General features: G+C 42.5%; 15 protein-coding genes. All 15 read right to left on the reverse strand.

Annotation, left to right across the window (positions count from 1 at the left end; all coding sequences use genetic code 11):
* Positions 1-11: 11 nt before the first annotated feature.
* Positions 12-1,433: a F0F1 ATP synthase subunit beta gene (gene atpD / locus MHB69_RS17420; RefSeq protein WP_024423726.1), complete on the reverse strand. Its 1,422-nt coding sequence runs from the start codon at positions 1,431-1,433 to the stop codon at positions 12-14.
* 24 nt (positions 1,434-1,457) lie between these two features.
* Positions 1,458-2,324, reverse strand: a complete 867-nt coding sequence (locus tag MHB69_RS17425) for a F0F1 ATP synthase subunit gamma (RefSeq protein ID WP_024423727.1) — start codon at positions 2,322-2,324, stop codon at positions 1,458-1,460.
* Between the two features lie 88 nt (positions 2,325-2,412).
* Positions 2,413-3,921, reverse strand: coding sequence for a F0F1 ATP synthase subunit alpha (gene atpA, locus MHB69_RS17430; RefSeq protein ID WP_034281219.1), 1,509 nt, complete (start codon positions 3,919-3,921; stop codon positions 2,413-2,415).
* 16 nt (positions 3,922-3,937) lie between these two features.
* On the reverse strand, positions 3,938-4,483 hold the full coding sequence (locus tag MHB69_RS17435; RefSeq protein WP_024426340.1) for a F0F1 ATP synthase subunit delta: 546 nt from the start codon (positions 4,481-4,483) through the stop codon (positions 3,938-3,940).
* The gene (gene atpF, locus MHB69_RS17440; RefSeq protein ID WP_034281220.1) at positions 4,480-5,001 is read right to left on the reverse strand and encodes a F0F1 ATP synthase subunit B; all 522 of its coding nucleotides are present in this window, start codon (positions 4,999-5,001) and stop codon (positions 4,480-4,482) included. Before atpF ends, MHB69_RS17435 begins: the two co-directional genes overlap by 4 nt.
* A gap of 120 nt (positions 5,002-5,121) precedes the next feature.
* The gene (atpE, locus tag MHB69_RS17445; protein WP_003214968.1) at positions 5,122-5,334 is read right to left on the reverse strand and encodes a F0F1 ATP synthase subunit C; all 213 of its coding nucleotides are present in this window, start codon (positions 5,332-5,334) and stop codon (positions 5,122-5,124) included.
* 48 nt (positions 5,335-5,382) lie between these two features.
* Positions 5,383-6,117 carry a F0F1 ATP synthase subunit A gene (atpB, locus tag MHB69_RS17450; RefSeq protein WP_024423730.1) on the reverse strand — a complete coding sequence of 245 codons (735 nt, stop codon included), beginning with the start codon at positions 6,115-6,117 and terminating at the stop codon, positions 5,383-5,385.
* Between the two features lie 7 nt (positions 6,118-6,124).
* A complete protein-coding gene (locus tag MHB69_RS17455) occupies positions 6,125-6,508 on the reverse strand; it encodes an ATP synthase subunit I (RefSeq protein WP_024423731.1) in 384 nt (127 codons plus the stop codon).
* 497 nt (positions 6,509-7,005) lie between these two features.
* The gene (gene upp, locus MHB69_RS17460; protein ID WP_003214553.1) at positions 7,006-7,635 is read right to left on the reverse strand and encodes a uracil phosphoribosyltransferase; all 630 of its coding nucleotides are present in this window, start codon (positions 7,633-7,635) and stop codon (positions 7,006-7,008) included.
* 147 nt (positions 7,636-7,782) lie between these two features.
* Positions 7,783-9,030: a serine hydroxymethyltransferase gene (gene glyA, locus MHB69_RS17465; protein WP_034281450.1), complete on the reverse strand. Its 1,248-nt coding sequence runs from the start codon at positions 9,028-9,030 to the stop codon at positions 7,783-7,785.
* A 177-nt stretch (positions 9,031-9,207) separates the two neighbouring features.
* Complete coding sequence (locus MHB69_RS17470; protein ID WP_034281221.1) at positions 9,208-9,747, reverse strand: TIGR01440 family protein; 540 nt, start codon at positions 9,745-9,747, stop codon at positions 9,208-9,210.
* 12 nt (positions 9,748-9,759) lie between these two features.
* Entirely contained in the window at positions 9,760-10,209 is a 450-nt protein-coding gene (rpiB, locus tag MHB69_RS17475) for a ribose 5-phosphate isomerase B (protein ID WP_003214714.1), read from the reverse strand.
* 133 nt (positions 10,210-10,342) lie between these two features.
* Positions 10,343-10,801, reverse strand: coding sequence for a low molecular weight protein arginine phosphatase (locus MHB69_RS17480; RefSeq protein WP_024423734.1), 459 nt, complete (start codon positions 10,799-10,801; stop codon positions 10,343-10,345).
* 63 nt (positions 10,802-10,864) lie between these two features.
* On the reverse strand, positions 10,865-11,419 hold the full coding sequence (locus tag MHB69_RS17485) for a manganese efflux pump (protein ID WP_048237647.1): 555 nt from the start codon (positions 11,417-11,419) through the stop codon (positions 10,865-10,867).
* Between the two features lie 60 nt (positions 11,420-11,479).
* Complete coding sequence (locus MHB69_RS17490; RefSeq protein WP_081279482.1) at positions 11,480-12,532, reverse strand: L-threonylcarbamoyladenylate synthase; 1,053 nt, start codon at positions 12,530-12,532, stop codon at positions 11,480-11,482.
* Positions 12,533-12,693 lie beyond the last annotated feature (161 nt).

Genomic DNA, 12,693 nt, shown 5'->3' on the forward strand with positions numbered 1-12,693 from the left:
TAAGGACCAGATTAGGCCTCTACACCCATCTCTTTGGCTTTTTCAATCACTTCTTCAATGCGTCCAACTAAGCGGAATGCATCTTCTGGAAGGTGATCGTATTTACCAGACAAGATTTCCTTGAAGCCTTTAACAGTTTCTTTCAATGGCACATAAGAACCCTTTTGGCCAGTGAACTGCTCTGCTACGTGGAAGTTTTGAGATAGGAAGAATTGAATACGACGCGCTCTGTGTACCACAAGCTTATCGTCCTCAGATAATTCATCCATACCTAAAATGGCAATAATATCTTGAAGCTCTTTATAACGCTGCAATGTTTGCTGCACTTCACGCGCAATCGCATAATGCTCTTCACCAACGATCTCAGGTGCAAGTGCACGAGATGTTGAAGCAAGAGGATCAACCGCTGGGTAAATACCCATTTCAGTCAGCTTACGCTCAAGGTTTGTCGTTGCATCAAGGTGAGCGAATGTTGTTGCTGGAGCTGGATCCGTATAGTCATCCGCAGGTACATAGATCGCTTGAATCGATGTAACCGATCCTACGTTTGTAGACGTGATACGCTCTTGCAGCTGACCCATCTCTGTTGCAAGTGTCGGCTGATAACCTACCGCTGAAGGCATACGTCCAAGAAGGGCTGATACTTCAGAACCTGCTTGTGTAAAGCGATAGATATTATCGATGAAGAACAATACGTCTTGACCTTGTTCATCACGGAAATGCTCTGCCATTGTCAAACCAGTTAGGGCAACACGCATACGTGCACCTGGCGGCTCGTTCATTTGACCGAAGACCATGGCTGTTTTTTCGATAACGCCAGAATCTTTCATTTCGTAGTAAAGGTCGTTTCCTTCACGTGTACGCTCTCCAACACCAGCGAATACAGAAATACCGCCGTGTTCTTGTGCGATGTTGTTGATCAATTCTTGAATCAGAACGGTTTTACCTACACCAGCTCCACCGAATAGACCGATCTTTCCACCTTTGATGTAAGGAGCAAGCAGGTCAACAACTTTGATACCTGTTTCAAGAATTTCAACTTCTGTAGAAAGTTGATCAAAAGAAGGCGCTTGTCTGTGGATTGGATCTCTTTGAGCTTCCACACCAAGTGGCTCATCTAAGTCAATGTTATCTCCCAGTACGTTGAATACACGTCCAAGTGTTACGTTACCAACTGGTACTGAAATTGGTTTTCCAAGGTCTACAGCTTCCATACCGCGCTTCACACCGTCTGTTGATGCCATTGCGATGGTTCTCACTGTATCGTCACCTAAATGTAGTGCTACTTCTAAAGTTAAGTCGATATCAACTTCACTTTCGCTTTCCGCTTTATGCGAAACTTTGATCGCATTATAAATCTCAGGCAAGTGACCGTCTTCAAAACGAACGTCTACGACTGGTCCCATGATCTGACTGATGCGTCCTGTTTTCATTGCATTCCCTCCTGACAATTATTTCTATTCTAAGGCAGCTGCTCCGCCGACAATTTCTGTAATCTCTTGTGTAATCGCTGCTTGACGAGCACGGTTGTAAGAGAGTGTCAGGCTGTCGATCAATTCTTTTGCGTTGTCTGTTGCACTCTTCATTGCTGTCATTCTTGCAGCATGTTCACTTGCTTTGCTGTCAAGAAGCGCACCGAAAATCAAACTCTCTGCATATTGAGGAAGGAGAACTTCAAGAATTTCTTCTTCAGAAGGCTCAAACTCATAAGATGCGGAACGTTTATTTGGTGTCGCTGCGGCCGAAAGGTCCGTTAGCGGCAATAATTTCTTCTCTGTTACTTCTTGTGAAATCGCACTGACAAAGTGGTTGTAGAACATATAAAGTTCGTCAAACGCTTCATCAGAGAACATTTGAACTGTACTGCTTGCTAATTCTTTAATATCAGCAAACGCTACTTCGTCTCCAAGCCCTGTTACTTCAGAAATAACTGGAATACCACGCTTTTTGAAGAAGTCGCGTCCGATTTTACCAATGACAATCACCGCATATTCATCAGCGGATTGATGACGAGATTGAATGGTTTGGTAAGCGGCACGCAAAATCGAGCTGTTAAAAGGTCCTGCAAGCCCTCGATCAGATGTAATGACGAGATACCCTGTTTTCTTGACAGGTCTTGAAAGAAGCATTGGGTGCTTAGCACTTGTTCCAGTTGCGATTGCAGCAACCACTTCCTGGATTTTCTCCATGTAAGGAACAAAAGACTTCGCATTGTTTTCAGCACGATTCAGTTTCGCAGCTGATACCATTTGCATCGCTTTTGTGATCTGACTCGATTTTTTCGTTGACGTGATCCTTGACTTTATATCGCGTAATGAGGCCAAAGATTTCACCACCTTTTTTCAGGAATCCGTGTTCATTTACGTGAAAAGAGAGAAAAAGAGAATCTTTTTCTCTCGGAAAGATTACTAATTAGTTGCTTGGTGCAAACGTACGTTTAAAGCCTTCGATTGCTGTCTTCCACTCTTCATCAGCAGGCATATTTCCTGTTTGAGAGATTGTGTCAAACAAGCCTTTATGGTTTTCTTCAATGTACAAGAATAACTCAGCTTCAAAACGTTTAACATCAGCAATGGCAACATCGTCTAAGTATCCTCTTGTTAGTGCGTAAAGAATCGCTACTTGTTTTTCAACTTTAAGCGGTTTGTTCAAGTCTTGTTTTAAGACTTCAACTGTTCTTGCACCACGGTTTAATTTCGCTTGAGTGGCTTGGTCTAGATCAGATCCAAATTGAGCGAATGCTTCAAGCTCACGATAAGAAGCAAGATCCAGACGAAGTGTACCTGCTACCTTTTTCATCGCTTTGATTTGTGCAGAACCACCTACACGGGATACAGACAATCCTGCGTTTACTGCTGGACGTACGCCTGAGAAGAAGAGGTCAGATTGTAAGAAGATCTGTCCATCTGTGATTGAAATAACGTTTGTTGGGATATATGCAGAGATATCGCCAGCCTGCGTTTCTACGAAAGGCAATGCTGTGATAGAACCGCCACCCTTTGCGTCACTAAGCTTCGCTGCACGTTCTAATAAACGAGAGTGAAGATAGAAAACATCACCAGGGAATGCCTCACGACCTGGAGGACGACGAAGCAATAGTGAAAGCTCACGGTAAGCTGCCGCTTGTTTAGAAAGGTCATCATAGACAACAAGTACGTGCTTGCCGTTATACATGAATTCCTCACCCATCGTTACACCTGCATAAGGAGCAAGGTAAAGAAGTGGAGCTGGCTGTGATGCAGAAGCTGTGACAACGATTGTGTAGTCAAGCGCACCATGCTTACGAAGTGTTTCAACAACACCACGAACCGTTGATTCTTTTTGTCCGATCGCTACATAAATACAGATCATGTCTTGATCTTTTTGGTTTAGAATCGTATCGATTGCAACAGATGTTTTACCTGTTTGACGGTCACCAATGATCAATTCACGCTGTCCGCGGCCGATTGGAATCAAGGCATCAATTGCTTTAATTCCTGTTTGAAGCGGCTCATGTACAGATTTACGATCCATAACGCCAGGTGCTTCACTTTCGATTGGACGTGTTTTGCTTGTTAAGATTGGACCTAGTCCATCAACAGGCTGACCAAGCGGGTTCACAATACGTCCGATTAACTCTTCACCTACTGGAACCTCCATGATACGACCTGTACGTTTTACATCGTCACCTTCGCGGATATCTTTGTAAGGTCCTAAAATAACGATACCTACGTTAGACTCCTCAAGGTTTTGAGCCATACCCATTACACCGTTAGAGAACTCAACCAGCTCTCCTGCCATAATGTTGTCAAGGCCATGTACACGCGCGATACCGTCCCCTACTTGAATGACTGTACCGACATCTTTTACTTCAATTTCTGATTGATAGTTTTGGATTTGCTGCTTTATCAGCGCGCTAATCTCTTCAGCTTTGATACTCACTAAGGTTTCACCCCTTCTAACGATTTTCGCCTGCAAGCTGACGTTCAATGCGGGAAAGCTTTCCGCTGACACTGCCGTCATAAATGCGGTTTCCGATACGGATTTTCACTCCGCCTATTAGATCCTTGTCAATCACATTTTCAACACGCAGTGATGTGACTCCGGCTTTTTTGGCAAATACTTCAGATAAAGATTGAATTTCAGCACCGCTCAGCGGTTTCACTGAATACACGACCGCATCGTCTATTTGTTTCGTGCGGTTTGCAAGTTTCACAAACTCCGACGTCATTTCAGAGAAAATATTCGTGCGTCCGCGGTCAATCAGTAAATACATTGTGTGCAATACATAAGTAGAAACACCTTTGAAAGCTTCTGCAATCAACTGTTTCTTTTTGTCTGCAGTAATCTTTGGATGAACAAGGAAGTCATTGAGTTCTTGATCAGCCTTTAGAACTTTTTTGATCTCATTCAGCTCTTTTTCAGTTTCGTCTACTGCCGAAGAAGCAAGAACGATGTCAAAAAGAGCAGAAGCGTAACGCTTAGAGACAATAGTTACGCTCATCGGCTTTCGCCTGCCTCTTTAAGGTACTCTTGAATCAATTTCTCTTGTGCCTGCTCATCAAGTTCTTTTTCAATCACTTTAGATGCAATCAGCACAGATAGTGATGCAACCTGCTCACGCAGTGCAGCCACAGCTTGTTCTTTTTCTTTCACGATTTCAGTTCTAGCAGACTCTTTCAAACGCTCTGATTCTTGACGTGCTGCTTGAATGATCTCTTCTTTTTGTTTCTCACCAATTTTTTTCGCATTTTCGATGAGTGTATGTGATTCTTCGCGTGCTTCTTTCAATAAGACACGTTGTTCTTCAAGAAGCTTTTCAGCTTGAACGTGCTTTTCTTCAGCACTTGAAATTTCATTTCCTATATAATCTTCACGCTGTTTCATAATCCCTAATAAAGGCTTAAGCGCAAATTTCTTTAAAAGTGCAAGCAAGATGAGCATAGCGATAAGCTGGAATAACATATCACCGGCGTTGAAGCTTAAGCCCCCTGCTCCTAAAACCACTGGTAACTGAGACATTTAGTACGGCAACTCCCTTCTTTAAATAATATGTTAAGAAACAAAACATAAAGGAATGGCGAAGTTTCGAACTAATCTGATCTTCGCCATTAAAATTCATATTAGAACGCTTCTCACATATTAACCAAAGAATGCCAAGAATGCGATAACGACAGCGATAATTGGAAGTGCCTCAACTAAAGCGACCCCGATGAACATAAGTGTTCTTAGTTCTCTACCAGCTTCTGGCTGACGAGCGATTCCTTCAACTGTTTTAGATACGATTAGACCGTTACCAATACCTGCTCCTAGTGCTCCTAAACCGATTGCAATTGCTGCTGCTATTAAATTCATTAAAAAGCTCCTCCTTTAAAATAACGTCCTTTTTGGACTCTCAATTTTTTAGTGTTCGTCGCTGACTTTATGGGAAATGTACACCATTGTCAGCATGGTGAAGATAAATGCCTGGATTGTTCCGACAAACAAACTGAATGCCTGCCATACAATCATCGGCACGATGGCACCTAATGTACCAACGATACCAAGCGCAATATTTTGCGTGTAGAAATTGGTCGCAAGTCCTGCAAGTAACCCAAGAAGAATCTCTCCAGCGAAAATATTTCCGTAAAGACGCAAACCAAGTGTTAGCGTGTTTGCAAATTCTTCAATGATTTTCAGCGGCACTAAATATGGGATTGGCTTGAAGAAGTCTTTCGTATATTCCTTGACTCCTTTTGCCTTGACACCGTAGAAGTGTGTAAGTCCCATGACCATAATTGCTAGTGTCATTGTGATTGCAGGATCAGCAGTTGGTGATTTCCACCACAAGTTGTGATCGACCGTAATCGAGAACGGCAGTCCAAGCATGTTTGAAACAAATATGTACATGAGTAATGTAACGCCAAGCGCTAGAAATGGGGCTCCTGTTTTCATGTCCATCGAACTACCTATGATATTTCGAACAAAATCAACGATCCATTCCATGAAGTTCTGCGCCTTAGTCGGACGAATAGACAGAACACGAGTAGTCAGCACCGCTATGAGAAGAACGATGATACTAGCAATCGTAATCATGAGAACATTGGATAAGTTGAACGTTAACCCTAAAAATTCTGTAGTTTTTGAACTGTGACCCAAAGAGTATTCACCTCTCTTCCATAGTAGAACGTTTAAGTTGAATGAAGGAATCTATCATAATGACAGGATATATTGTCATTAATCCTATAACAACACCTGCCAGATGAACTTCATTAGGGTAACGCCAAGCAATCGCTACTGCGAGAATCGCGTTGGCCCACCTGGCTGTACTTCCCATTGAACGAATGGATTTTCCTTTTTTAACCGCTCGATCAAAAGCGTGCATTCTCCGTATAAGTAGGAATAAATTAAAGAAAGCAAAAATTGTGCCGATAATGAAACCAAGAAACAGTGGTTTAAAACCAGGCATGGCATAGCCAAACACAAAAATTGCCAATAGATAGAACATGTATTTACTCTGTCTGCGGAAAATCGCGTTTGGATCGTTCATTCATCTGACTCCCGATGAAAAGTATTGTAAAAAAGGTGATAAATGGTGATGAAAACTGCGTAGAAGACGCTTATGATAAGCCGTCCTATTCGAAAAAAATCAATCACCCATCGGTCTAATTGCACAATCAGACTTGAAATCTTTAGATCTATGGGATGCTGCTTCATTCGTTGATACAAACCCTGATTATTAAAGGGTTCACAATGAGGATTAGTAGAGTGCTATAGGCTATGAAAACCTTACCATAATACCCTCGTTTAGCATACAATAGCGTCTATGATGTGTCAATCGGTTGAAAGTTAAAAAACTTTTCTATAGTGATAGAGCACACAAAATGTTCACAATTTCATCAAACTTTAGGAGAGATGTGACAATCATTGAAAAAAACAGCCAATGTTCAGTATACATTGATTTTTCTAAGAACGGTATCAACCGTTTGTCATATATTTCAAAAAGCCCACATGCACGTTTGCATGTGGGCTTTTATTAAGACTTTCTTATTTCGTTCCGTACATACGGTCACCAGCATCACCAAGACCTGGGATGATGTAACCTTTTTCGTTTAGTTTCTCATCTAATGCTGCAATGTAGATATCAACATCTGGATGATGCTTTTGCATTTCCTCTACACCTTCAGGGGCAGCAATCAGACACATAAAGCGAATGTTTTTCGCACCGCGTTTTTTCAAGCTGTTTAACGCTTCGACTGCAGAGCCGCCAGTTGCAAGCATTGGGTCTACTACGATAAATTCACGTTCTTCCACATCAGATGGAAGCTTCACATAATATTCAACAGGCTTTAATGTTTTCGGATCACGGTATAAACCAACATGTCCCACTTTAGCAGCTGGAATGAGTTTCAAAATCCCGTCTACCATTCCAAGACCTGCTCTTAAAATTGGCACAACACCGAGTTTCTTCCCTGAGATCACGTTTGATTTCGCTACTTGTACAGGTGTTTCTACATCTACCTCTTCAAGCGGTAAATCTCTTGTGATTTCAAATGCCATTAATGTTGCAACTTCATCCACTAGCTCTCTAAATTCTTTAGTTCCTGTATGAACGTCACGAATATATGTAAGTTTGTGCTGAATAAGCGGGTGATCAAATACATAAACCTTTGCCATTGCTTGCTACAACTCCTTTTCTGTCATCTTCCGGTGAACTTTGCACACTTCCTACAATTCTACATAAAAAGACATCATCTTTCAATATGATTCGCAAATCCTACAAAAAAAACCCACATGCCAAATATAGGCAAATGGGTCTGTTTTTTAATAATCTAATTCGTTATATAGAGGGAAACGGGCCGTAAGATCAGATACACGCTTTTTCGCCTCTTCTAATTTCGCTTCATCTTCATGATGTTTTAGCGCAAGTGCAATAATGGAACCGACTTCTTTCATCGCTTCTTGATCAAAACCGCGGCTTGTTACTGCTGCTGTACCTACACGTACACCACTTGTGACAAATGGTTTCTCTGGATCATAAGGAATTGCATTTTTGTTCACTGTAATACCGATTTCATCAAGAACGTTTTCTGCAATTTTTCCTGTGATGCCAAGAGAACGCAAGTCGATGAGAACAAGATGGTTATCTGTTCCGCCAGATACAAGCTGAATATCTTCAGATAAAAGAGTTTCAGCTAGTTGTTTTGCATTATCAATGACGTTTTGTGCATATGTTTTGAAATCTCCGTTCAATACTTCACCGAAAGAAACAGCTTTTGCAGAGATGACATGCATCAGTGGTCCACCTTGAATACCAGGGAAAATCGATTTGTCGATCTTTTTACCAAACTCTTCACGGCATAGAATCATTCCGCCGCGAGGTCCGCGTAATGTTTTGTGAGTTGTCGTTGTCACAAAATCTGCGTAAGGAACTGGATTTGGATGAAGACCTGCTGCAACAAGACCAGCAATGTGAGCCATGTCGACCATAAAGTAAGCACCGACTTCATCAGCAATCTCACGGAACTTTTTGAAATCAATTTGACGTGGGTATGCACTTGCACCCGCAACGATAAGTTTCGGCTTATGTTCACGTGCTTTTTCAAGTACATCTTGATAGTCGATATGCTGAGTTTCTTTATCTACACCATATTCTACAAAGTTGTACTGTACACCACTAAAGTTTACAGGGCTTCCGTGTGTTAAATGCCCGCCATGTGATAAGTTCATGCCCAGTACTGTATCGCCATGCTCAAGAATTGTAAAGTATACGGCCATGTTCGCTTGAGCACCTGAGTGAGGCTGTACGTTCACATACTCAGCGCCAAAAATTTCTTTTGCGCGGTCACGTGCGATATCTTCCACAACGTCTACATGTTCACAGCCGCCATAGTAGCGTTTACCAGGATAGCCCTCAGCGTATTTGTTAGTTAATACAGAGCCCTGTGCTTCCATGACTGCTTCGCTTACGAAGTTTTCTGATGCAATTAATTCGATTTTGTCCTGCTGGCGTTTCCGCTCTAGTTGAATTGCTTTGAATACTTGTGCGTCTTGCTCAGGTAAATGTTTCATCAGCGAAATCCTCTCCAATCTATTTCCATTCGATGTTTTCACCATCTCATTGTACACGGTTTTTGAGTAAAATGTAAAAGTTTTTTTTGGAAAATCGACTTCTTTATTATGAAAACCCGAATATTCAAGTGGTAAAGCGTCTTCATCATTCAACATTATATTAGAAATATATCGAAGCTATGATCTTGTATAAACGGCTCGTTCTCCGCCAATCAGCTTCGGACGCGTTTTCGCAAAAGTCACATGTGCATGTCCTAATCGATGACGACTGAGGCGGACAGGTACAGCGACTCTCTTTAAGTGCATCCCAATTAACGTATCGCCGATATCAATTCCAGCATGTGCCTCAATGCATTCGACTAATACAGGATGTTCCATTTGCTGATACGCATGCGCCGCCATCGAACCACCTGCCTTGCGGACAGGTACTGCAGCTACGATCTCCAGGTTAAAACGGAAAGCCGCTTCTTCTTCAACAACAAGGGCACGATTCAGATGTTCACAGCATTGAAAGGCGAGCTCAATGCCGGTCTCTCGTCTTAACTGATCCAATTCTTGATAGATAGAGGCAGCAATTTGCTCACTTCCTGCAGTACCAATATGCTCACCAGCCACTTCTGACGTACTGCAGCCAATGACTAAGATTTGCCCGGCACGCAATTCAACTGTTTGATGAAACTCTTTTAACATTTCAAGCCAATCTTGACCAATGTTCATGTTAAGCGCTCCTTATAGGTGCTTTTCTTCGTAATCAGCAATTTTGCCAATCCGCACAGCATGGCGTCCTGCTGTAAACTCTGTCGTCAGCCAAATGTGCGCAATCTCACGTGCTAATCCTGGCCCAATCACTCGCTCTCCCATCGCAAGAACGTTCGTATCATTATGTTCTCTCGTTGCTTTCGCACTAAATGTATCATGAGCCAATGCACAGCGAATTCCTTTTACTTTATTTGCTGAGATGCTCATGCCGATGCCTGTCCCACAAATTAAAATGCCGCGGTCGACTTCTCCGTTTGCCACCATATTGGCTACAGGGAAAGCATAATCTGGGTAGTCTACAGAACCTGATCCGCATTCACAACCCATATCAATGTATTCAATCTTCAATTCATCCATCAGTTGTTTGATTTCTTCACGAATATTCGTTCCGCCGTGATCGGATGCAATGGCTACTTTCATCGGGCAATTCCTCCTAAGGGTGAGTTGATCTGTTATGTCTTACATTCATTCTTTATTTACAGTTATATTTTAACCTCTGCCTAGTGATTTGCAAACAATAGCAGAAAAACCGTTGAGGCAACGGTTTTACAGGTTATCTATTATGATGATCTTTTTTCAGCTTCTCAGCAAGCTGATACAGTAAGGCTTCTAGTTCATCTCGTGTTTCCTGATAAACAGAAAGACTTCCTCCAAACGGATCGGATACATCGCCTTCTGTTCCTGTCGCAAATTCCTTTAAAGTGAAGACCTTGCCTTTTGCATGCGCATATTGCTCTGCAATCAACTGTTTATGCTGCATCGTCATCGTGAAGACGTAATGAGCTTCGCGCAGAAGATCCTCTGTCAATTTTGATGATGAGTGATTTAGTGGAATGCTTTTCTCAAATAATGCTTCGATCGCTTGAGGAGAAGCCTTCCCTTCATCGGAGGCAAAAATGCCCGCTGATTTTACAGTGACCTCTAAACCTTTTTCATCTGCAATTGAAGCAAAAAGGGCTTGAGCCATTGGACTTCTGCATGTATTTCCCGTACAAACAAATAAGATTTTCATCTTTCGCCCTCCTTTTCTTCTATTATATAGCATTTCATTCTACATGTTATGTAAGGAGATTGGCTAGAGCGGAAATAATAATTTGATACCAAAGGCTAGTAAAATGATTCCGCCAAGCGCGCCGCTATATGAACCAACCCATGACCGAACCTGTTTACCGAGTAATAATCCGAGCCATGTGAGGAGCATACTAAAAAAACCAAACAATAATATAGTCATCCACACCCGGGAACCGTAAATCCCAAGACTTAAACCAACGGAGAAGCTGTCTAGGCTTACACTTGTAGCAAAAAGAACGAGACCAGCCCCAACAGGTGCGATAAAGGGCTTATCCTCTTTGCGGATAGAAGCAACAATCATTTGCAGTCCCAGCACCAAAAGCAGCGCCCCACCGATATAGGTGGCAAGTAGACCGAGCCATCCGGATAAGAGCTGACCTGTCAGCATGCCAAAAAGCGGCATAAACATATGAAATATCCCAATGACAAGTCCAATATAAATGATCTGGCGGAACCTCAGCTGAATCATCCCCATACCAAGTCCAACCGAAAAAGCATCCATCCCAAGTGCAAAAGCCATGATGCTGAGTGTCAGCAATTCGCCAGCTAGTTCGTTCATGTAAATCCCCCTTGGACACACATTCTCCTTTAACCTATGTTTGTCCAAGAAAGGTTAGAACTATTGGAACGAAGGGAGTGTACGCCCTCCTGCGGCTTTTTGAAGACGGTTCATAATGGCAGAACCAACTCCCTGCTCTGAGAAGGCTTCTGAAATAATCAAGTCTACATCTGTTTCATCAAATTGTCTCAGTACACGATAAAGGTTTGCAGCAACCGTTTCAGGTTTTTCTCTATATCCACAGCTGTACACAACATCTGCCGCAAACAGCGATTTCTTTTCTTCTGTTGTCAGCACTCCGACTTTTAGACCTTCAGCTTTGTATTTCTGAATGTGACGCTGCATGTCTTCATCACTTCCATGAAAGATATACATCTGGGCTTCAGGTGCATAATGTGTGTATTTCATTCCCGGCGATACAGGCGCTTCGTCCTTTTTTGTCAGCCCTGGGTCCACACTCACCGTCCCCACGACCTCTTCTAATGCTTCTTTTGTAATTCCGCCTGGTCTTAAAATCACTGGGGTCTCACCGGCACAGGATACAACCGTTGACTCAACGCCAATTCCAGTTGAACCGCCATCCACAATCCCAGCGATTCTCCCTTCGAGATCACTCGCTACATGGTCAGCTTGTGTTGGTGAAGGTTTTCCCGAACGATTGGCACTTGGTGCAGCAATTGGCAGACCAGCTGCTCGAATCAGCTCAAGCGCAATGGGATGGTCAGGCATTCTCACACCTACTGTGGATAAACCTGCTGTAACCTGCTTTGATAAAGTGCCCGGCTTACACGGAAGAACGATGGTTAAGGCGCCCGGCCAAAAGGCATCCATCAGCGCCTTCGCTTTTTCGCTTTCTATTTGTGCAAATTCGTGAAGCTGCTGAACCTCCGCAATGTGAACAATCAACGGATTATCACTCGGACGCCCTTTTGCTTCATAAATTTTCATAACGGCTTCTGTCTCTTTCGCATTTGCCCCGAGTCCGTAAACGGTCTCTGTCGGGAACGCAACCACTTCATTTTGCTGCAGCAGATCGGCCGCCTGTTTAATTTGTGGATAGTATGTGGATAAATCCTTTTCTAAATCCACAGACCACCTTTTTGTATTTAACATCATACAAACTCCTTTTAAAAAAAGATAAAACTGTTGATATATCTCAATTATCCTTTTGAAAGTATAAAAGATGATGATCAATAAAACAAGCGTTGTCCACAATTTGTGGATAACGCTTGTTTAGTAGTGGATAAGTATGTGTATAAGTCCATCATTTTGTG

The organism is Bacillus sp. FSL K6-0994, assembly GCF_038630815.1.
Lineage (GTDB): Bacteria > Bacillota > Bacilli > Bacillales > Bacillaceae > Bacillus > Bacillus safensis.